This window comes from Rhodococcus koreensis (genome assembly GCF_900105905.1).
In the GTDB taxonomy this organism is placed as follows: Bacteria; Actinomycetota; Actinomycetes; order Mycobacteriales; family Mycobacteriaceae; genus Rhodococcus_F; species Rhodococcus_F koreensis.
On record NZ_FNSV01000005.1, the window covers coordinates 662,680 to 682,643 of the forward strand.

Sequence of the window (19,964 nt, forward strand, 5' to 3'; positions counted from 1 at the left end):
AGAACCTCAAACGGCGTTCCCCCCGAGATGTGGACACCCATCTTTATGCGGCGGTGGCCAGCGTAGCCGATCGCCGTTCGAACTCGACCCGGCAGATCTGGCTCAGGCTCGAATGCCTCCTTCTGGTGTTGTACCGCGTGATCCAACGGAAGACCGCGGCGCGTGCCTCACCCGCACTGTTCCAGCGCTTCCGGCCCTGCAGCGTCTCCCGTTTCAGCGTCGCGTTCAGCGACTCGGCAGCCGCGTTGTCCGCCGACGTTCCGACCGCGCCCCGCGATGTCGTCACCCCCAACTCGCGACAGAGGTCGGCGAACTCGGCCGATGCATACTGAGATCCGTTGTCAGAGTGGAAAATTGCCCCATCGAGCCCGGCGGCGCCGCGACAGGCCGCCGCCGCCCGCAACGCATCGGTGACCAACTCGGTACGCATGTGATCGGCGATCGACCACCCCGCCAACCGGCGCGAGCCCAGGTCCATCACCGTCGCCAGATACAGAAATTCACCGTCACCCACCGGGAGGTAGGTGATGTCGCCGACGTATTTGGTGTTCGGGGCGCTCGCGGTGAAATCCCGCCGGATCAGGTCCGGAACCGGGGCCGCATCCGGGGCGGGGATAGTGTGCGGACCGGTTTGCGCAGATGCACCCCGACGATCCGGTGCTCACGCATCACCCGCTCGACCCGCTTGTGATTGACCTCGATCCCGGCATCGCGCAGTTCAGCGGTCACCCGCGGGGCCCCGTAGGTGCCGTCGGAATCGGCATGGATGGTGCGGATCCGCGCCGCCAGCTCCTGATCGGAGTGGGCGCGGGCGGCCCGGGCCGGCGCGGAGGCCCGCCACCGGTAGAAACCCGAGCGGGAGACCTCGAGGATCTGGCACAGCCACTTCACCGGAAAGGTGTCGCAGTGGTCGTCAACGAATTGGAAGTGGCTGCTCACCAAGACGTCTCGCCCGCGAAATACTTTGCTGCCCTCCGCAGGATCTCCCGCTCGGTTTCGAGCTTCCGGATTTGGGCCTTGAGCTGCCTGTTCTCTTCCTCCAACACGGACTCGGACGATACCGCGCCCGGCGATACCGCCCGCTCCGCCCCGCCGGACCGGAGCTCGGCCGTGGAGGTACCGGTGCGTTTGCGTTCGGCCCGCACCCAGTTGCGCAGGGTCTCGCGGCTGACTCCCAGGTCGTTGCCGATGCCCTCGAACGTGTGGCTTGGATCGGACAGGTACAACGCGACTGCATCGGCCTTGAACTCCGCCGAGTACGCCTTCATGACCATCAGTGAATCTCTTCCTCTGGACCTTCACGATCCAGTGTTCACGACGTCCACACTCGAGGGGGAACCCCCAACAGTCATGTCACCCCCGCGACTTCGACACTGTGCACCCAGGATGCCACAACCCGCGCGGCCGTGGTGGCCCACACAAGCGCGCCGAGCCGTTCCAACCCGGACCCGGGTCGCTCCGGCACCTTCCGTCTCCTCCGCATCAGCGCTCAGAAAATGAGGGACGCTCGCCTCTCGATTCTCACGCAGGACCATCCAAGCGATGGCTGACGGTAGCAAACGGGATACGTGTCGCGGCATGCGGTTTCGGCCGAAAATCGTGACCTCGGCCCGGTCGCCGGACCGCTACTTGTCGGTGCCGAGTGCGGACTCGGCGGTGGGCGGGGCCGGGTGGTCGTGGACCACGTGCTCCCACCAGGAATCGAGCGGGCTGGGTTCGGGCCACACGATCGCCTCGTCGGCGACCGGCGCCGCGCTTTCGCCCGGTTGGCTCGCTGCGGTGCCGATGGAGTCGTTCCAACTGTCGGTCTCAGACATGATCGTGCGCATCCTGTCGCGTCAGCTCGCGTGCGCGTGGCGGCGTGGGGGAAGCTGGGTGATCAGCTGTTCCCATTCGTCGAATCGGACGGCGTCGGACCGGCGACGCCGGGGTGTGGGTCCTGCGGTGAGGTCGACCAGACTCCGGGCCGCGCCGATCACGGTCAGGTGATGGCGACGGGATACGTCGAGGAGTTCGTCGAACGCCTGGGCGTCGCTGCAGCCGCGGGCGGCGATCAGGATTCCCTTCGCGGTGGCGAGGAGTTCGCGACCGTCGGGCCGCCGGCGGGGAATCAGGCGCGTCGGGCCGGGAACCGGTGTGAGGGGTGGTTCGGTGGTGTCCTCGATCATGGGGCGTGGTTCTTCGCTCTCGTGCATCGGCCGGGACCCGGTCCTTCGCTCTCGTGCATCGGCCGGGACCCGCCGGTGTGCGGACAAACCCCCGTGGGACGAACAATGTGAGTCATGTCACTGCCGATGCCAGATCAGTTCTAGCACACGCCGCGCGCCGGCCGTCTACACAAACGTCCAGGTAAGGGCGCCCATCCGCGCAGGTGGCGCGGGCGGTGGTGGTGCTGTAGAACGGAAACAGCGAGACGGGTTTGTGATCTGAACCACATCTAAACGTTATATTGCGAAACGACTACATCGACTTGACCATCAGTTTCGGGGGAACGGATCCGCGCAGGTGGATCCGGTTTCGGGAACGGTAAGGACACACATGTTGTTGCCGATGGCACCGACCGATTCACTGTTTCTGCTCGGCGAGTCCCGCGAGCATCCGATGCACGTCGGCGGCCTGGCGGTGTTCACCCCACCGGAGGGCGCCTCGGCGGCAGATGTGCGCGCGATGTTCGACGCGGCCCTTCTCGGTGACCAGGTGGCAACACCCTTCCGTAAGCGGGCCCGCCGTTCGCTGACCTCGCTCGGCCAGTGGGGCTGGGACACCCTCCCGCACCATGAGGTGGATCTGGAACACCACGTGCGCCGCGATGCCCTGCCCCAGCCGGCCGGAATGACCGAACTGATGACCCTGGTGTCTCGACTGCACGGCACCCTGCTCGACCGCAGCCGCCCCCTGTGGGAGATGCACCTGATCGAGGGACTCGCCGACGGCCGCTACGCGATCTACACCAAGATCCACCACGCCCTCGCCGACGGGGCGTCGTCGATGAGGCTGCTGCGCGAGAGCATGAGCGAGGACCCGCACCGGCAGAACATGCCCGCCCCCTGGCAACCCCACCATCGGTTGACTGTCGTCCCTGCACCGACCGGGGGCACGGACACTCAGGGCGGGTCGACGCTCCCGGGACTGGCGACGCTGCCGGGACTGGCGACGCTGCCGGGACTGGCGTGGGGCGCCGCCCGCGCCGCGGTCGGCGAGGTGGCCGGGTTGGTGCCCGCGGCGGTGGAAACCGTGGATCGGGCCCGACGCGGCACGGGCGGTGCGCTGTCGCTGACCGCACCGCACACCCTGTTCAACGTGCCGATCAGCGGAGCCCGGCACGTCGCCGCCCGGTCCTTCCCCCTCGAACGGATCCGCCTGCTGGCCAAGCACGCCGACGCCACCATCAACGACATCGTGCTGACGATGTGCGCGGGCACCCTCCGGGCCTACCTGCACACCCGCGACGCGTTGCCGGACAACCCGCTGATCGCGATGGTCCCGGTCTCGTTGCGCGCGCCGGACACCGGGACCGGTGACCGCACTCCCGGAGGCAACCGGGTGGGCGTGCTCATGTGCAACCTGGCCACCCACCTTCCCGACCCCGCGCACCGCCTCGAGACCGTGCGCAACTGCATGAACGAGGGCAAGGCCGCCCTGCAGGCGATGAGCCCCGCCCAGGTGCTCGCGATGAGCGCCCTCGGCGCCGCCCCGCTCGGAGTCGAGATGTTCCTCGGCCGACGGGGGCCGCTGCGGCCACCGTTCAACGTCGTCATCTCCAACGTCGCCGGCCCGCGAACCCCGTTGTACTGGAACGGGGCCCGACTCGACACCCTCTACCCGCTCTCGATCCCCACCACCGGGCAGGCACTCAACATCACCTGCACCAGCAGCGACGACCAGATCGTCTTCGGCCTCACCGGCTGCCGCCGCACCGTCCCGGATCTGCACCCCATGCTCGACCACCTCGACGCCGAACTCGACCTCCTCGAGACCGCCGTCGGACTCTGACCCCACGCCCCACCCGCACAGAAACTTCCCCCACCTCGGAACGAAGACAGGAACTCTCCCGATGAACACCCCGACCACACCAGCCACCGCAACAACCGGAGTCCACGGCACCCCACACCACACGGCGATCAGCACCGAGGAAATCAAGGCCCGGATCGAGGCCATGTTCGCCGACGACCGCCCCGATCAGCACCATCAGGCGCGCTGACACCGTCGCCTGGGTCCTTGCGGGCGTGGCCCGACACCAGTCCTCGCGACCACGAGGGCGTGGGCGTCGCGGGCGGGGTGATCGAGATCGTCGAGACATCGATCAGCAGCGAGGCGCCGGCCTCAGTGCGCGGGACCCACCCCCCTTACTCGATGTCTTCGTCGACGCACCCCCCCGATGATTCGTCTTACACCGTGTCGCCTCGTTCCTGCTGGTCACATACTTGTCGCACAGACTCGGGAGCACGGCACCCGCACTGCGCACGAGCGGCGTCCGTCGGCAGCGGCCCGGGTGCGGGCCCGTTCGGCGGTATGCCATCGGCCCACTTTCCGGGCCCTGCCCTCGAACGCAGATCTACGGTAGACTTCTATATAGAAGTGGTCGAGGGTGTCTGCCCGGGCACCGAGGAGGGGAACATGGCGCACACGACCGCGGGCTCGAGCTTCGAGTCCGATCCGCAACAGCAGCGCAGCGGCGTGAGCGACCACGAGTTCATCGCCCGGATGCGCGCCGAGCTGTACAAGAGGCCGAGCATGCGGCTGGTCGCCGACAGGGTCACCCACATCATGCTGGCCGGGCGGATCGATCGGGACGACCCGATCCTCGAGCTCATCGAATCGGACGACATCCTCGACGAGAAGACGGTGCTGAGCGACGCCGTCGAACGCATCCTGTCGTTCCCGCACCTCTCCGCCAAAGAGGTCGCCGACGACTACGACAAGAACTGGGCCAATCCCAGCGATGCGCTCCGCAAGCTCAGCGCCAAAGGTGAGGTCATCGGACTCAAGCGGGCCGGGAAGTTCCGGTATCCGGAGTTTCAGTTCTCCCTGCCGGGCGAGGCGAATCAGGTAGTGCGGGAAGGCAACGTGGCTCTCGGTGCCCGGGACGATCCGTGGGGGGTCGCGTCGTGGTGGCTCTCGCCGAACCCGTCGACCGAAGACCGCAAATCCCCGGTCCAACTGCTCGGCGAGGGATCGTTCACCGCCGTGCGCGCGTTGCTGCGAGCCGAGATCGCCGACGACCTTGCCTAACCGCCCACCACCGGCCTCGGTGACCGCGCACGTCGGGTCGCTCACCGCGGGAACCACGCTCTGGCGCATCCACTCCGGCGACCCGAACCGGGGTGCCCTGACCCTGAATCCGACCCCGGCGGGAGCAGCGGGCGGACGGTTCGACTCCGCCGACGGGTCGTACCACTACAGCTATTTCGGGGAGGACATCTCCACCTGCATCGCGGAGACCTACTGCCGGTCGCTGCCGCTCGATGATCACCTTCCGAGAATCCTGCGGAAGGCCAAGCTGGCCGGTCGGGTCCTGTCCCAGGTCACCGTCACCGACGATGTCCCAGTCGCACTGGTGCACGGCTCGCATCTGGCGGCGATCGGTCAGGACACCTGGCTGACGAAATGCGATCCCGTCGACTACCGGACCACCCGGGACTGGGCGGCAGCCATCCTGCACGGGACCGACGGGGTTCTCGGTATCAAATACCGGGCACGTAACGACGAGGACAAGTTCTCCGTCGTCATGGCAATCAAGCCCAATGCCGGTGTGGGGCTGCCTGATCTGATGACGGTGTCCCGGGGCCCGATCGTGCTCGATGACCGCGCCGGGTTGGAGCTGGTCCGATCCCATCTCGCAAAATACAACGCCACACTCATCTGAGCGTCTACGTAGATCTCATGCAGGATCGCCATGGTTTCGCGTGACTGTGGGCGGTGCGAGACCACCTCGAGACGGCTTATCGCCGTCGTCCGGCCGAACGCTGCGGCCGATCCTCCCCCACAGGACCGAAGTCGCACGGCGATAAGGTATTTGCCGTGCTGCGGGCCTTCCTACCCGGGCGTTCGTAGGGTCGGTGAATGACACTTTCGCGGCGCGTCGGCGACGGGTGACGATTCGGCCGTCATTCCCTCCCGAACCGTGCCCCACTCCGCGGTTTTTCGCGGGCTCGCCGCGGGATGTCACCCGGCTGATCGGTTTGTCCGACTCCAGTTCTATAGTTCGACATCCCGGCATATAGGACCGGTCGGTTTCTGTGGAGGGGTTCGTGACGCGAGCATGTCAACCGCTGCGTGAGGCACTTCCCGTCCTGTCGTTCGAGCGGCCGGTGACCCGCCGCTACGTGCACCGCCAGGCGGTCGCGGAGGTCTTCCTCACCGATTGCGTCGAGCTCCCTGAGCCGAACGGGTTCGCCGTCGCGGCGCAGTGGCCGCGACTGCACGGCTTCTACCGCGCCCGGGACGGCCTGTACGACCCGATGCTGCTGGGAGAAACACTGCGACAAGCGGCGATCTACCTCGCCCACAGCCGATACCGGGTGCCGCTGAACCGGCGATTCATCATGCACGACCTGCACGTCCGCGCGCACCTCGACGCCTTGGAGGTCGGAGTGTCGGCCGCGGACGTGACGGCGACCGCCACACTGTCCGATCTGGTGTACCGCGGTGAGGTGCTGTCAAGTTTCCGCATAGAGCTGCGGTTTTGGCTGGCGAATCGGGAGATCGGATCGGCATCGGGTGTCGCCGCGGCACTCCCGCCGTCCGCCTACGCGAGGGCACGGTGGGGCACCGCCGGTCCGCGTACCCCCGGCCCGGCGAGGTGCGGCGCCGCGATACCACCCGCCGTGGTGGGGCACGTCGAAGACCAGCACGTGGTCCTCGGTCGGCAGTCCGCGCCGGGCGAGTGGGAGTTGCGGGTCGACGTGACCCACCCGGTGTTGTTCGACCACCCGCTCGATCATCTGCCGGGAATGCTGCTCCTGGAGGCGCTGCGCCAGGGCGCGTTCGCGGCCCTCGAGGTTCCGGACGCCCACCTGGAATCGTTCGACGCGGTGTTCCACCGCTTCGCCGAGCTCGATCAGCGTGCCACCGTCCGTGTCCGGGTCCTCGACGGGGATCCGTTGTCGGTGAGGGCGGTGATCAGGCAGGCCGGCGTCGACGTCACCACGGGATGCGTGCGGCTTGCCCGCCGCTGAGCTGCTCAGCCCCGTGCCGGCACCTGCCCGGCACCGACAACGGGTACGCCGACGCTGCGGGCCTTGCGGATCCGCTCGATGTCCGGATGCCGGTCTTCGGGCATGATCCCGGGCAGCAGGAACATCCACATGTCGTCGACCCGCTGTTCCAGGTCGGTGCGGTGCGCGAGCACCTGCGAGACCGTGTGGACACCGGTGAAGGCACCGATCACGAACCGGGCGAACCGCGGCGGATCGATGTCAGACCTGAGGTCGCCCTGCTCGATGGCGCGCCGCGCCAACTGCTCGCAGGCGTTGATCCAGTCCAGGTACGGATCGGTGGGGCCCTGCTCGTCGGCGCTCAGTTCGAGGGTGATCCGGATGCCGGCGCGGACGATCGGGTCGTGCACGATCTGCCGGGCCATCTCATGGCAGAGCATCACAATCTGCTCGATCGCCAGTGCCTCTTCGCGGCCGATTGCCTCGACCGCGGCAATGGAGATCGCGTGCTGCTCGGCGACGATGTGCCGCGCCAACTCGTCCTTCGACCGGAAATGAAAATACAGAGCGCCCTTGGTGAGGCCGGCGTTCTCGATGATCGTTCCGACGCTCGCTCCGACGTAGCCCTGCTTCTCGAACGTCTCCGCCGCTCCGCGCACGATTTGCGCTCTCGTCGCCACAGCCCTGGCCTGTTGAGACACTGAAACACCTTCCCTGCCCCCGTGAGCGAGAAAACGACCAACGAATCTACCCACCCCGATTAGCCGGACGAACGCTACCAGTGCCCAGCAAGAGTCGCGGACCGGAACGACCCGAGACCATCGTGGTAGGCCGCACGCGTTCTCGCTTTTGCGGGCATCCTTTCCACGGAACGACTTCGAGGTGCGCGGCCATCCCAAAGAAGGAGACCATTCGGACGGTATTGATGCTTATCGTCCTCTCGCCAGGGTTGGTCACGTGACACGGGAAAGCGAGGACCCAGCGGGCTGGATGCAACAGCACCCGCGCACGGGGCGGGTGGAGCCGGAGCGCAGCAACCGGTGGTGCGGTGGTGATATCCGAACGCCTCACTCACCGGGCCACAGTGACCGGGGCGTAGGCCCGCTCCCCGCCCATGCCGGAGGTGGTGGCGCCGTCGACCAGATACGCGGCGGCGGTCACCGGGTTGCGACGGCAACGCCGTGCACTGGGCGCCGTGCACCAAGGTTCGAACCGCCCATGCCGACGTGTACGTCCGTCCGCCGGTCGCCTCGGAACGGACGCGGTTACCGCACCCGGCGATCCGGGCGGGCACCTCCGGGTTGCGACCCCCACCCGCCTGCCGGAACCACATCCGATGCGGCGGAACATAATTCGGCTCCGTCCTGACCATCAACACCGCAGCCGACGGGCTCTCCGCCACGGAGTTGCGGTGCACTGACACCTGTCTACGGCTGCTCCTTCACCAACCTGAGCACTGCCGGGCCCACCATCATCGACGATGCGAATGCGGCGCCTCCCGGCAGGACGGCGTGGGCCGAAGTCAGCCCAGCCAGTAGCGTCGCGAGTCCGGTTCCCATCGCGGAGACGATCGCAGTGACGACTACCAACGCCAGGGCCCACAAGGTGGGAAGCGGTGCGGGTTCGCGGTGTTGGCCATCGTTGTCCTGGTAGTGAGGCCGCTTGACCCAGACCACGCCGAGGCAATCGGGCGGGAGTGCTTGCGCGCAACCCGGCCACCCACCTCCCCGACCCCGCGCACCGCCTCGAGACCGTCCGCAACTGCATGAACGAGGGCAAGGCCGCCCTCCAGGCGATGAGTCCCGCCCCGGTGCTCGCGATGAGCGCCCTCGGGCCGCCCGCTCGGACGGGCGATGCGGTGTCAGTGGGCGTCGCGGAAGGCTTGGACGATATCGGCGCGAATCCGGCCCCGGGAGGGCATCTCGTAGCCGTGTCCTCTCGCCCACTCCCGGATCATCTTGACCTCGCCCGTCCCCGGAGTCGACCCGCTCGGGTCCGCGACCCGATTCGAGCGGTGCTTCCTGCCTCCGACCCTCCGGGAGTGCGCGATGTAGTAGTCGAGGGCGCCGCGGAACTCCTTGGCGTGCTCGTCCTTCAGGTCGATCTCGTACTCGACCCGATCAACCGCGTAGTGAATGCTCTCCCCCGCGTCGCCGAACACGGTCCCGTCGATATCGTCCACCAACTCCACCACAGCCCTGCGCGCCACGGATTTCACTCCCACCGTCATCGATACGATGACGAAACAACAGTACTCGCGCCGCACAACGCATCGCTGCTAGCTACGCTAGCTAAGATTGCTTCGCACCAAAATGTCGGCGATCAGTCTCGTCGTCGCACGGCGCCCTGCCATCGTTTGCGAGCGGCCGCCGCCGGAATCCTTCGAGGATCCTCATCAACGGCACCAACCCGACTTTTTGCCAGGCGATCCCCAACGCACGCGACCCCTCGCCGCTTTCGTCACTGTGATGCATTCGAGCGTCGGTCGCCGTACCGCCCCTCCGATCGCCGCCGACCGATGACCGACCCATGCAGCCGCAGAAGCACTCACGGCCTACCTGTGCGGCATCATCGGCATCCGACGGGCCGGATACACGGAGGGCTGCCGCAACCCCCTGTGTCCACCTCCGCCTGTGCACACTGCCACTCCCCCGTGCAGGGGTTCCGCCGGCGTAGTGCGGCCCAGCCCCATCCAAGGCGCTCGGGCGTCCGACCAGCAGACGAATCGGACGACCCGGCACCGCCAGCAGTCGCCGGAGCGTTCGGGCCCGGGGACCGCGGGAAAGCTCGGCGGTTTCGCGACGGGAACCGCGACCGTCTCCTGCTTCGGTGGCACGGCGCCGTTCGTCTTCACCGGCAGCGTGGCGGTGACGTAACCCAGTTCGGTCGGTCCCCGGGGCACGGTCTCCGGCTGCTTCGTCCACCGGCCGGGGTCGGTCTACCCGGCGGATCCTGGCGTGCTCGGGTCGGCGGTGAGGTCGTCGGTGTCGGCGAAGACCAGGCGGCGACCGTCGTCGAGGGCGATAGCCCACCGGTGCACCGGCGCCCAGGCATGCCCGCGCTCCTCGGTGTCGGTCAGCTCGGCGTAATCCTCGATGATCCGACCGGTCTGCGCCGGCACAGCCGGCCGGCGCACCAGCACCCGCGCGCCCGCGCCGAGCGGCCCGGGTTCGGGGCTCGGACTGTGATCCTTCTTCTCGGGCATCGGTCTGCGCCTTCCGCTCGGCTACCCGTCTGGATCATAAGCACCTCACCGACGAAACCCCATGCGAGGCGCTGCCAAGGGGCTGAGCGATCGACAACGATCCGGGCTCGGGTGATTGCGCCCCGGCCAACGGCGGCTCCCATTGCTCGCTCGGCGGGTTGCCGGAGCATCCCGCGGCCGCGGCAGGGTGCCGATGAGCATCAGCGCACCGCCCTCCCGGACTCGACCGCACCGTCCGCGGCACCCGGACCCTGATCCACGACCCGCACCAGAACGGCATCGGAATCCGATGCCGATGCCGCCCAAGGCTCTCCGGGCGCGATCCCCTCGCCGCCGCCGGTCGGTCCTCGCTGTCGCAGAGGAGAATGGTCTCACCCTCGAGGAGTCGGATCAGAGCCTCGGACACCTCTTCTGCAGGCTCCGGCTTCTCCTGGGCGAGGAAGACGCCCGCCCGGGCCTGCAGTGGGTGTAAACAACGGGGGAATGAGGTACCCGCAGGCAGCGGCCGATCCGAGGGGAGCAACGGTGTTCGAGAGGTTTACCGACCAAGCGCGGCGCACCGTCGTCCTGGCTTCCGACGCGGCCCGGGCCCACCACCAGGACTATCTCGGAACCGAGCACCTCCTGCTGGGCCTCCTCCGCGAACGTGACGGCGCGGCGGCGCGAGCGCTGAAATCGTTCGGCGTGTCGGCGACCGTCATCGACAGCCGACTCACCACCGGTCACGGCGAGCAAGCCCGACCCGAGCACATCCCGTTCACCCGGCACGCCAAACGGATCCTCGAACACAGCCTGCGGGAAACTTCCCTGCTCGGCCACGACCGCATCGGCACCGAACAGATCCTCCTCGCCCTCATCGACGACCGCGAATCCACCGGCGCACGGTTGCTCGGCGAGGTCCTACCGGTGGACGCCGACCAACTGCGTCAGCACATCCTCCGAGAAGTCACCGAGCACCGGCTCACCGCCGAGCTGGGGCCATGGCCGACACACGTCACCAACCTCAGGTTGACCGACGCCGAACATGCCTTGTGTGTAGCCGCGGCCGCCGCGGCGGGCCAGCCCCTCGAGGCGTGGATGCGAGACCGGATCCTCGACGCGGCCCGTGCCGGCGGCGCGGGTACCGAATAGGGCCTGCGCCTCGGGCGAGACCGCGCGCCCGGACGCCGCTGCGGGTCCTCGGCACCAATTTCCACTGCGGTGAGGCCGGCCCGTCGGGATTCGGCCCCTGTGACGGCGTCACCGGAGCCCGGGCCGGCGTTACGATCGGAGCATGGGACCGGGCGCCCGGGTGCGAGCGCTGATGCGGGCCGCCTATCGACTTGTTCGTTTCCCGTTCCGCCTGGTCGACGACGTGGTGCTGCCGGTGATCTTCGACGAGGACGCGCCGGTGCGGCGGGCGTACGGGCAGTTCCTCCGCGACTGCGACAGTGCCGCGGTGTACCTGCTGGCCGACGACACGGCGACGGTCCGTGCCACCCTCCTCCGTCGACGCAGCGCCTTTCGAGACGCGATCGCCCGCCACCCCAGTAGCATCCACACCGAATCCGAAGTCGTGATGGAACACCACCGGGCACGCTTCCGCGAACGCCGCCGCGCTACCCACCCACCCGGCAACTCGACGACCCTCCCACCCCGGTAACAGCCCCCGGGACCGAGGCATGTGACGGAAATCGGATGCGCTGCGCCGGCGCCGCCGAGAACACCCACGTCGACCACGCGGGCGGGGTCAAAGCGTCACGACCCCAATTCGATCTGGTCCTGCAGCGGCTGCGCGATGACGACGTCCTGGTGATCACCCGGCTGGACCGGCTCGGACGGTCGATGCTGTCGAGTTCCAGCGCGAGCTGATCTGGCGAACACTCGCGACGGGCTGGCCGCCGCCCGTGCCCGCGGCCGCAAGGGTGGACGGCACTCGAAAACTCAGCCCCGACCAGATCGAACTCGCGCAACGCCTTTACGATGCCGGGGAACACAACGTCGCGCAGATCTCCGGCATGCTGAAAGTGCCGCGCACCGCCATGTACGGGCACCTGAACAAGCGACCCCGCAACGGGGCGGACACGCTGCAGGTCACGGAGGTCGCAGCGACTGCCGCAATCGCGCGAACCTCCCGATCGTGCCCCCCACGTGCGGACACGAGCCGACCACTCGGGCCGAGGCCGTCCATCAACGCGCCGACCTCGCCGTCATCTGGCTCCGTCCGGACCCGCACGGTTCCGGTCACCTGATCAGTCAAAGTCAGTGCCGCCATTGCGAACCCGACCAACAGGCATTCGACATCGCCTGCACCATGTGGCGACGGTCTCATTCGCACCGATGCACTCGCTGAACTCCCGCAGCCGGAGGTGCTTACCCGAGCGGGTTCAACGGTGGCTCATCGCCGCCGAATGGGCCACCACTCCGACCCTGCTCTGCCCGCAGATTGGAAGAACATCGATAGAGCCCCGTGGAGTGGTGTAAATCGTTGAGCGCGTGGCGCTGTGATTGCGGTGATCATACCGTAAGGGCGGTGGATTCCTCCTTCTTCGCGGGGATGTCGGCGTGCCCGGCCGAGGATTCCGGCTCGGGGGCGCGCAGTTGTGCCATCGATTCCTCGGATAGGTAGCGGCGGTCACCGACCTGCCATTCCTCGTGGGTTTCGATGAGCACACAGGTCGCCAACCGGAGCAGCGCCGCGGGGTTGGGGAAGATCCCCACCACGTCGGTGCGGCGCTTGACCTCCCGATTGAGGCGTTCGAGGGGGTTGGTCGACCACACCTTGCACCAGTGCGGTTTGGGGAAGTCCGCGAACGCGGTGATCTGCTCCTTGCAGTCGGTCAACATCGTTGCCACCGCGGGAAACTGGGGTTCGAGCATGGCCGCGACGGTGTCCACCTGTTGCCGCACATCTTTCCCGGTGGGTTGGCTGAAGATGGTGCGGATGGCGGCGGCGACCATCTCCGCCTGCCCCTTGGGGACACGGGCGAGAACGTTGCGCAGGAAGTGCACCCGACACCTCTGCCACGCCACCCCGAGCAGCACGGTGTCGATCGCAGCCCGTAGACCGCTGTGGTGGTCGGAGATGACCAGCTGAACCCCATGCAGGCCGCGTGCGCGCAGACTCCGCAGGAACTCGGCCCAGAACGCCTCGGTCTCGCTGTCCCCGACCGCGCAGCCCAGGACCTCGCGTCGCCCGTCGGCGGCCACTCCGGTGGCGATCACCACCGCCTGTGAGACCACCGCAGCTCCTCGCCCTCCGCGCCTGCCACCGGCACGGGCCTTGCAGTAGGTGGCGTCGAGGAACACGTACGGAAACTCCTGTCCGCCCAGCTCACGGGTGTTGAAGGCGGTCACCTCCTCGTCCAGGTCGGCGCAGATCCGCGAGACCTCGGACTTGGAGATTCCGGTGTCCGATCCGAGAGCGGTGACGAGGTCGTCGACCTTGCGGGTCGACACCCCGTGCACGTAGGCCTCCATGATCACCGCGTGCAGTGCACGGTCGACGCGCCGGCGGGGCTCGAGCAGCGACGGGAAGAACGATCCGGACCGCAGCTTGGCGATCTTGACGTCCAGGTCGCCGCTGGTGGTGGTGACCGTCTTCGTTCGGGTGCCGTTGCGGCTGGTGGTGCGCTCGTCGGTGCGTTGGTAGCGGTCGGCGCCGATGCGGGCGGTGGTCTCGGCCTCGATCAGTGCCTGCAGGATCGTGGTCAGCAATGTCCGCATCACGTCGCCGCCGTCGGCGGTGCGCAGTGACTCGGTCAGGGCGAGTAGGGCAGACTGGTCCAGGGCCATCGCGTGGCTCCTCTCGTGGAAACTTTGGTCGGTTTCTCACAGAGCCTCACGCGGTGGCCCGTCCTCATGAGGGACCGACACGCCCGGTCACCCTCGGGCCTTCCGGATTTACACCACCCGAGGGGACTCAAACAGAACAATCTTGCGTCGCCGGCTTCGTGAAGGCCCGACCTCACTGAAACGAATAAGCAGCATTCGAACAATGGATCTCCACCAGCAAAATTTGGATTCGTGCACCGGGTGCTGCCACGCAACGAAATCTTGCCGCGCAACGACCGACAACGCGTTGTGCGCCCGCACCGCGTCGGCAATCGACCTCGGCCCCGCCTCCGATCGCACGATGGGGTTGCGTCGCAGCGTGTGGACGGACGTTGGACATGCAACCGGGTGGCGCCGACATCGGCTTCTCCGGTATACCTCACAAACAGGGTATTCGGTTTTGTTATCTGAAACGAGTCGTAACCGATACCCGACGCCGATAGAAGAAACATTCCCGAGGTGGCGGATCCGTCTCGACGGCTCCGCTGCGTGGGAACGGAAGGAACCACAGTGCTGTCCGTAGGACCCTCATCGCTGCCGCCCACCGAGGGGACCGCCCCCGGTGCCGGGGTCTGGCGGGAGGACGCCGCGTGCCGCGGCATCGAATCGTCGGTGTTCTTCTCTCCGGACGGGGAACGCGGTCAGGCCCGGGCCCGACGCGAAGAACGGGCCCGGCGGATCTGCGAGGACTGCCCCGTGCTCAGCCGGTGCCGCGACCACGCCCTGGCCACGGGCGAACCCTACGGAATCTGGGGCGGCATGACCGAGACCGACCGCAGACGGCACGCCCGCCGGCTACGCCGCGGCGAGTACCGGCCTCTCACGCCGCGGCACGCGCGACCGGAGTCCGGCGGAACCGGGGACGCGGCTCCTGGTACCTAGCACTAACGGCCTTCTGGTAACCATTCGGGACGAGCGCGGAGGCCCGGCGACCGGCGGAGTGCACGATGATGATGCGTATGCGGATGAAGTTTCACGAGCAGCTCGACGACCTGACCGACCGGCTGGCGTCGATGTGCCATCTGGCCGGGGAGGCCATCGAGGTGGCCACCGACTCCCTCGTGCGGGCGGACCTTCCGCAGGCGGAGCTGGTGTTCGACCTCACCGAGCAGATCGAGCAGTTACACGGTCCGTGCGAGGAGCAGGCGCTGGCGCTGTTGGCGTTGCAGGCCCCGGTGGCCCGGGACCTGCGCCAGGTCGTCACCGGGGTGCATCTCGTGTCGGATCTGAGCCGAATGGGCGGGCTGGCGCAACACGTCGCCGAGAGCGTGCGCCGCCGGCACCCCGACCACGTCGCCTCCGGGGAGGCGGAGGAATTGCTCGCCCGGATGGGGCGGGTGGCGGGCGAGTTGGCCCGAGGCGCCGAACAGGTCCTCCGCACGCATGATCCCGAGCTGGCCGCGGAGCTCGGCAGGCGCGACGACGAGCTCGACGACCTGCACCGGCGACTGCTCACCCTGATCCAGGACCCGGCCTGGACCGGCAGCATCACCGCCGCGGTCGATGTCACCCTGCTCGGGCGCTTCTATGAACGCTTCGGCGACCACACCGTCGTGGTCGGGCGCCGGGTGATCTTCCTCGTCACCGGCGAACAGCTGAGCCCATAGACGGACACACACTCGGGAGGCGCGGTGGTGGTGTCCGCGGGCGGGGCGCCCTGCGGCGGACACCCGAGATGTCCGACCCGCCCGCCCGCCGCAACCTCGTCGGCAGCAGCACCGGTGACGAGTCGATCCGCGGCATTGCGGTGGGCCGCGGGGCGCGCGTAGATTGAGATTCGCGGATCGAGAGACTTCATCGGTAACGGTGAAAAACTCGAGAAGCAGAGATCCGGCCGAGAATGCGAAAGCATTCCCGGCCGAACCCCTGTCTGGGGCATGTCCCGTGACTTCCCGGTGTTCAGTACTCGGGGACGTTCGCCACCCTTCCGCCTCGGCACGCGGCACAACGTCGGACAAAGATGACGGCGATGTCGCTCGTGGATCACGCACAGCACGGTGGAGGATCCCGCCCTAGCTCCTAGCCGGTCGTGTCCGGGAACGCCGCCGGCGGCGGCCCCCTTCCCGCGTGAACCGAAGCTCCGCGACAGGTGATCCCGGCGACGGCGGAGATCACTGGTCTGCCGGCCGTGCGCCGTCGGGTCGTTCCGTCCGGCCGCCGGTAGGTCGAGCGAGCCTCCGCCGTCGGTGCGACACCTGCGGGCTCGTGCCGGGAGGGGGTGGGAGGGTTCATCGCATCGGGATCGGGTACGCCCGCTCCATGGTCACCGAACAGCAACCCCACCGGCATCCACCGCGGTCGAGCGAGTTCCCCGACCCCCGGGCGACGGATGCTCGGGAGGAGGAGCTACAGCAAACCCTGGTACGGGTGGTGAAGCTCCTCTCGGCCAATGGGATCCGGTTCGCCGTGGCCGGCGACTGCGCCGCACACCTGCTCGGCGGGCCACCCGCCGAGCAGGACGTGACCATCGTCCTCACACCAGACGATACGCAGCGCGCAGCCGAGGCCTTGGCCACCGCCGGAATGCGGGCCGCCGGGCGACGCGAGGACCGGCTGAACACGGTCTATGACGGCGACACCCCGGTCGAGCTGGTGTTCGGTCGCCCGCACTCCGTCGCGGTCACCGGGCGTCTGCTGGACCGGGCCTCATCGGTGCAGATCGGGAGCGCCGCGGCCCCGGTGATCGCTGCCACCGATCTGATGACCGACAAACTTCACGAACTCGGCACGCATCGGTGCGACTTCGTGCCGATGGTGCAGCTCGCCCGGGCCCTGGGCGAACGGGTCGACTGGCCGGCCGTCGCCGACACCACCGCCGACTCACCCTATGCACGCGCCTTCCTCGGGCTCGTCACGGATCTGTCGATCGCGGCGGCGACACCCCCCACCGCGGGTGGAGGCCCGCGGTCGTATCCGACGACCCGACCATCGGGCCCCGGGCCGGAACCCACGGTCCGATGAGCAGCGCGGGCCACGGGGAGGGGGTGCAATGGTGTTCGAGTCGCAGGGCCCCGACCTGTGGCGGTCGGTGTTCGAGCGGGCCACGGACCTGGTGATGGTGTCGGACTTCGCCTCCGGCCGCATCCTGTCTCTCAACCCGGCGGGAATCCGGTTGGTGGGCCTGCGCGACGACACGGACGCCCGCGCCCGGACCACCGCCGAATTCCTCACCGACGCCGGGCTGGCCCAGACCCCCGCGGTAGAGGCCGCCCTGACCCGCGACGGGCACTGGGAGGGGACCAGCGAGCTGCGGCACTTCGGCACCGGGGCGCCGATCCCGGTGTCCGTCTCCACCCTTAGCGACAAGCACGGTGACCTGCACGAGTCGGCCGCCACCGTCTGCAGGAGCCGGTAGCAGTCCAGCAATGCGGTGGCCGGGCTTTGACGGACGGGGTCACGCGGGAGGTCGGTGCGCCGGTGTCGGTGCCCTGGTGTGCAGTAGTCATGTCGATCCCTCATACCCCGTTCGCGCACTGATTCATGTCGCACGAAGTCGCCGCATCCGCAGAACGTGCCTGCACAGCGATTGGTCGCGGCGCCCTGGTCGTCGCCTTCCCGGTAGTCGTCCTCGTTCGTCGCCACCGGTAACCTTTCGCTCGAGCCCGGACGTAACTCGTGCCCCGCCAATTCTTTTCGTCTTCGGGCAAGGGGTAGGTCCGCCGGGATCAGGGACGCAGTGCCACCGTCGGGCCGGAGAGTTTTCGGAGGGAGCCAAGCGGAGGGAGAAAAGCCTTCGGAGCCCTTGTGCCCGCCGCATGCGCCGGCGGTTGCGCGCAGGACCGGCCCGGCGAGACTCGGAAGCCGGAAGGAGAAACAAATGGCTCATTTGCAGGGCGCAGCACAGCGGAGCTCGATCCGGGGGACACCGGAGGCGACCTCGCCCGGGCCGAAGGACCGCGGCCGTCGAAGGTGGGCATACAGACGAAAGTCCGGGCATTAATATGCCCCGACGTCGGGGGGTGACGCCGGGGCGGGGGTTCCGAGAATCGAATGGGGGGAGGAGTCCCGGAACTGCGCACAGAGTACACAGCGCGACCGACATGAGACCGTGCGGCCACGGTCCCGCGGTCGGTGTCTCGGAAACGGTCGATAACCGTAGTCGGCGATACCGCGTCTTTCATGTAGCCCACGTGGTGTTTCGGTGCCGATGGTGCGTTGTGGAGGGATCTCGCCGTGCGGGTGATGCGGGTAGCTTTTTCGGGCGATGTGCGCGGCGACATCGTGGCGCTGGTCAGCCGGTGAACCAGCGACGGCGGCGGGTGGCGGCGAACTCCGCCTTCTCCCGGGCGAGTTCGACCGAGGGCCCGAAGAACGGCGCGACCGGGGTAGGACCGGAAAGGAAGTCCGCATCCACCTTGCCGACCAGCCCGTCCCCGAACTCGATGTAGCAGGTGCCCCGGCCACGGTATTTCTCCGGCGCAGGTGATCCGTGCAGGTGCGCGGCGATGCCGGCGGCGACGGTGCGGGCGGCGTCCTCGGCGAAGACGCCGGCCCGGGGAACGGGCGCGTCGGCGCAGTCCCCGATCGCGTAGACCCCCGGGTACCGGGTGGCGAGGGTGCGCGGGTCGACGGCGACCCAGCCGTCGGTGCCGCCCTCGGTCAGTCCCGATGCCTCGACGACCGCCGGCACCCGATGCGTCGGGATCCCGATGAACAGGTCGTAGGCGAGGTCACCGGTGCGGGTGGCCGCCACATGCGCGGCCGGGTCCAGCGCGTGCACCCGCAGGCCCGGCGAGTACGCGATGTCGCGGTCGGCCAGCGCGTCGACGAGCGCGGACGAGGTGTCCGCGGACACCGGGATCGGCGAGTCCATCGGGCTGAGCACATGGATACGGGTGCTCTCCCGGACTCCACGCCGGGTCAGCTTCTCGTGCAGGAGCATCGCGCCCTCATAGGGTGCCGGTGGGCACTTGAACGGGACACTGAGGATCGCGAGCAGCACGGTCCCGCCGGTAAAGCTCTCGAGCCGCTCCCGCAACCGGCAGGCCCCGTCGATGGAGTAGTACTCGTGCCCGTCCTCGACGAAACCCGGGGTGGCGGCCGGGTCGTAGTCGGCGCCGAGCGCGACGACGAGGATGTCCGGCTGGTATTCGGACCGGTCAGTGACCACGCGCCGGGTGTGTGGGTCGATCGAGGTCACCGCCTCCCGGCGGAACTCGACACCCGGCCGGGTGAGGTCGGCGTACGGAATTCGGACCGCCTCGGGCGCCTGGTCGTGGAACAGGATGTCCATCTTGGAGAAGCCGAAGGTGAACGCGTCGTTCCGGTCGATCAGCACGACCTGGACCTCGCCGGCCAGCGACTCCGACAGGCAGGCGGCCAGCTCCAGCCCGCCGAACCCGGCGCCGAGGATCAACACGGTCCGCATGTTCCCAGTATTCCCCGGTCGGGGCGGTCGCGGGCGAATCGAGATCCCGCCCGGCGGCAATGCCGACGCGAGGACGCCCGGAGCGGTGCCCCGCGTAGTCCGTCGACGCACTGACTGCACACCACCGAACGCCGATCGGTCATCGGTTGCACCACCGAACTAGCGGCCACCCGATTCCGCACCGAGCATCGGTCCGTCGAACACATTGTCCGCAACGCAGATCTGCAGGCCACCGACGGACTCGAGTGGACGACTAAAGATATCGGTCGTTTCTGACGCACTGATCCGTGACCCACATCAATTCGAATGCAAACAATGCTCGGCATGGCAGGGTCAGATGTCTCAAGCAAGTTGAAGTCGATGGCCGGTGCCTATCTCCCTGATGCAGCGCCTCGGCGCTGGTGCGGTGCCTCAACACTGC

Annotated in this window: 19 protein-coding genes and 2 pseudogenes; 13 read left to right on the forward strand and 8 right to left on the reverse strand. The window is 68.0% G+C overall.

The genetic code is table 11. The features are described 5' to 3' along the window. Positions 1-43: 43 nt before the first annotated feature. From BLV94_RS07570 to BLV94_RS07585, 3 genes and pseudogenes are all read right to left on the reverse strand, one after another. Positions 44-1,274 (reverse strand): annotated as a pseudogene (locus BLV94_RS07570) (IS3 family transposase). Positions 1,275-1,625: 351 nt separating this feature from the next. Continuing rightward, a complete protein-coding gene (locus tag BLV94_RS07580; RefSeq protein ID WP_072950233.1) occupies positions 1,626-1,817 on the reverse strand; it encodes a hypothetical protein in 192 nt (63 codons plus the stop codon). A gap of 21 nt (positions 1,818-1,838) precedes the next feature. Further along, positions 1,839-2,168 carry an ANTAR domain-containing protein gene (locus BLV94_RS07585; RefSeq protein ID WP_072950210.1) on the reverse strand — a complete coding sequence of 110 codons (330 nt, stop codon included), beginning with the start codon at positions 2,166-2,168 and terminating at the stop codon, positions 1,839-1,841. A 370-nt stretch (positions 2,169-2,538) separates the two neighbouring features. On the opposite strand from BLV94_RS07585, the gene BLV94_RS07590 reads away from it, so the two are divergent. From BLV94_RS07590 to BLV94_RS07605, 5 genes are all read left to right on the forward strand, one after another. After that, complete coding sequence (locus BLV94_RS07590) at positions 2,539-3,993, forward strand: WS/DGAT/MGAT family O-acyltransferase (protein WP_072950207.1); 1,455 nt, start codon at positions 2,539-2,541, stop codon at positions 3,991-3,993. Between the two features lie 61 nt (positions 3,994-4,054). Then, positions 4,055-4,201, forward strand: a complete 147-nt coding sequence (locus tag BLV94_RS49430) for a hypothetical protein (protein ID WP_167372143.1) — start codon at positions 4,055-4,057, stop codon at positions 4,199-4,201. Between the two features lie 416 nt (positions 4,202-4,617). Beyond that, positions 4,618-5,232 (forward strand): hypothetical protein, encoded by a 615-nt coding sequence (locus BLV94_RS07595; RefSeq protein ID WP_143051364.1) that lies wholly within the window; start codon positions 4,618-4,620, stop codon positions 5,230-5,232. Positions 5,233-5,251: 19 nt separating this feature from the next. Next, the gene (locus tag BLV94_RS07600; protein WP_244163543.1) at positions 5,252-5,866 is read left to right on the forward strand and encodes an RES family NAD+ phosphorylase; all 615 of its coding nucleotides are present in this window, start codon (positions 5,252-5,254) and stop codon (positions 5,864-5,866) included. 385 nt (positions 5,867-6,251) lie between these two features. Continuing rightward, positions 6,252-7,178, forward strand: a complete 927-nt coding sequence (locus tag BLV94_RS07605; RefSeq protein ID WP_072950230.1) for a ScbA/BarX family gamma-butyrolactone biosynthesis protein — start codon at positions 6,252-6,254, stop codon at positions 7,176-7,178. 5 nt (positions 7,179-7,183) lie between these two features. Here BLV94_RS07605 and BLV94_RS07610 read toward each other — a convergent pair whose 3' ends face one another. Continuing rightward, positions 7,184-7,858 (reverse strand): ScbR family autoregulator-binding transcription factor, encoded by a 675-nt coding sequence (locus BLV94_RS07610; protein WP_072950199.1) that lies wholly within the window; start codon positions 7,856-7,858, stop codon positions 7,184-7,186. Positions 7,859-8,838: 980 nt separating this feature from the next. Here BLV94_RS07610 and BLV94_RS07620 point away from each other — a divergent pair. Beyond that, positions 8,839-8,991: pseudogene (locus BLV94_RS07620) on the forward strand (WS/DGAT domain-containing protein); the annotation flags it as partial. Positions 8,992-9,018: 27 nt separating this feature from the next. Here BLV94_RS07620 and BLV94_RS07625 read toward each other — a convergent pair. Together BLV94_RS07625 and BLV94_RS07635 are read right to left on the reverse strand one after the other, a co-directional pair. Further along, positions 9,019-9,366: a histone-like nucleoid-structuring protein Lsr2 gene (locus BLV94_RS07625; RefSeq protein ID WP_072950228.1), complete on the reverse strand. Its 348-nt coding sequence runs from the start codon at positions 9,364-9,366 to the stop codon at positions 9,019-9,021. Between the two features lie 729 nt (positions 9,367-10,095). Next, positions 10,096-10,362 (reverse strand): hypothetical protein, encoded by a 267-nt coding sequence (locus BLV94_RS07635; RefSeq protein ID WP_072950191.1) that lies wholly within the window; start codon positions 10,360-10,362, stop codon positions 10,096-10,098. A gap of 525 nt (positions 10,363-10,887) precedes the next feature. On the opposite strand from BLV94_RS07635, the gene BLV94_RS07645 reads away from it, so the two are divergent. From BLV94_RS07645 to BLV94_RS50700, 3 genes are all read left to right on the forward strand, one after another. Continuing rightward, complete coding sequence (locus tag BLV94_RS07645) at positions 10,888-11,493, forward strand: Clp protease N-terminal domain-containing protein (RefSeq protein ID WP_244163544.1); 606 nt, start codon at positions 10,888-10,890, stop codon at positions 11,491-11,493. 142 nt (positions 11,494-11,635) lie between these two features. Next, positions 11,636-12,004 carry a hypothetical protein gene (locus tag BLV94_RS07650; RefSeq protein WP_072950186.1) on the forward strand — a complete coding sequence of 123 codons (369 nt, stop codon included), beginning with the start codon at positions 11,636-11,638 and terminating at the stop codon, positions 12,002-12,004. A gap of 35 nt (positions 12,005-12,039) precedes the next feature. Next, positions 12,040-12,213 carry a recombinase family protein gene (locus BLV94_RS50700; protein WP_244163545.1) on the forward strand — a complete coding sequence of 58 codons (174 nt, stop codon included), beginning with the start codon at positions 12,040-12,042 and terminating at the stop codon, positions 12,211-12,213. A gap of 645 nt (positions 12,214-12,858) precedes the next feature. On the opposite strand, the gene BLV94_RS07660 is transcribed toward BLV94_RS50700, so the two are convergent. Further along, the gene (locus tag BLV94_RS07660; protein ID WP_072950184.1) at positions 12,859-14,136 is read right to left on the reverse strand and encodes an IS256 family transposase; all 1,278 of its coding nucleotides are present in this window, start codon (positions 14,134-14,136) and stop codon (positions 12,859-12,861) included. A gap of 552 nt (positions 14,137-14,688) precedes the next feature. Here BLV94_RS07660 and BLV94_RS07665 point away from each other — a divergent pair. From BLV94_RS07665 to BLV94_RS07680, 4 genes are all read left to right on the forward strand, one after another. Then, positions 14,689-15,057 carry a WhiB family transcriptional regulator gene (locus BLV94_RS07665; RefSeq protein ID WP_072950223.1) on the forward strand — a complete coding sequence of 123 codons (369 nt, stop codon included), beginning with the start codon at positions 14,689-14,691 and terminating at the stop codon, positions 15,055-15,057. 77 nt (positions 15,058-15,134) lie between these two features. Further along, positions 15,135-15,782 carry a phosphate signaling complex protein PhoU gene (gene phoU, locus BLV94_RS07670; RefSeq protein ID WP_072950220.1) on the forward strand — a complete coding sequence of 216 codons (648 nt, stop codon included), beginning with the start codon at positions 15,135-15,137 and terminating at the stop codon, positions 15,780-15,782. Between the two features lie 652 nt (positions 15,783-16,434). Then, positions 16,435-17,136 (forward strand): hypothetical protein, encoded by a 702-nt coding sequence (locus BLV94_RS07675; protein ID WP_244163546.1) that lies wholly within the window; start codon positions 16,435-16,437, stop codon positions 17,134-17,136. Positions 17,137-17,164: 28 nt separating this feature from the next. Further along, a complete protein-coding gene (locus BLV94_RS07680) occupies positions 17,165-17,530 on the forward strand; it encodes a PAS domain-containing protein (protein ID WP_074933667.1) in 366 nt (121 codons plus the stop codon). An 876-nt stretch (positions 17,531-18,406) separates the two neighbouring features. Here BLV94_RS07680 and BLV94_RS07685 read toward each other — a convergent pair. Continuing rightward, entirely contained in the window at positions 18,407-19,543 is a 1,137-nt protein-coding gene (locus BLV94_RS07685; RefSeq protein ID WP_072950178.1) for an NAD(P)/FAD-dependent oxidoreductase, read from the reverse strand. Positions 19,544-19,964: the final 421 nt, after the last annotated feature.

Excerpts from the sequence above, each read along its gene's own strand:
- BLV94_RS07580 (WP_072950233.1), bottom strand. The coding sequence starts at position 1,817 with ATGTCTGAGACCGACAGTTGGAACGACTCCATCGGCACCGCAGCGAGC.
- BLV94_RS07585 (WP_072950210.1), bottom strand. The coding sequence starts at position 2,168 with ATGATCGAGGACACCACCGAACCACCCCTCACACCGGTTCCCGGCCCG.
- BLV94_RS07590 (WP_072950207.1), top strand. The coding sequence starts at position 2,539 with ATGTTGTTGCCGATGGCACCGACCGATTCACTGTTTCTGCTCGGCGAG.
- BLV94_RS49430 (WP_167372143.1), top strand. The coding sequence starts at position 4,055 with ATGAACACCCCGACCACACCAGCCACCGCAACAACCGGAGTCCACGGC.
- BLV94_RS07595 (WP_143051364.1), top strand. The coding sequence starts at position 4,618 with ATGGCGCACACGACCGCGGGCTCGAGCTTCGAGTCCGATCCGCAACAG.
- BLV94_RS07635 (WP_072950191.1), bottom strand. The coding sequence starts at position 10,362 with ATGCCCGAGAAGAAGGATCACAGTCCGAGCCCCGAACCCGGGCCGCTC.
- BLV94_RS07650 (WP_072950186.1), top strand. The coding sequence starts at position 11,636 with ATGGGACCGGGCGCCCGGGTGCGAGCGCTGATGCGGGCCGCCTATCGA.
- BLV94_RS50700 (WP_244163545.1), top strand. The coding sequence starts at position 12,040 with ATGCGCTGCGCCGGCGCCGCCGAGAACACCCACGTCGACCACGCGGGC.
- BLV94_RS07660 (WP_072950184.1), bottom strand. The coding sequence starts at position 14,136 with ATGGCCCTGGACCAGTCTGCCCTACTCGCCCTGACCGAGTCACTGCGC.
- phoU (WP_072950220.1), top strand. The coding sequence starts at position 15,135 with ATGCGGATGAAGTTTCACGAGCAGCTCGACGACCTGACCGACCGGCTG.
- BLV94_RS07675 (WP_244163546.1), top strand. The coding sequence starts at position 16,435 with ATGGTCACCGAACAGCAACCCCACCGGCATCCACCGCGGTCGAGCGAG.
- BLV94_RS07680 (WP_074933667.1), top strand. The coding sequence starts at position 17,165 with ATGGTGTTCGAGTCGCAGGGCCCCGACCTGTGGCGGTCGGTGTTCGAG.
- BLV94_RS07685 (WP_072950178.1), bottom strand. The coding sequence starts at position 19,543 with ATGCGGACCGTGTTGATCCTCGGCGCCGGGTTCGGCGGGCTGGAGCTG.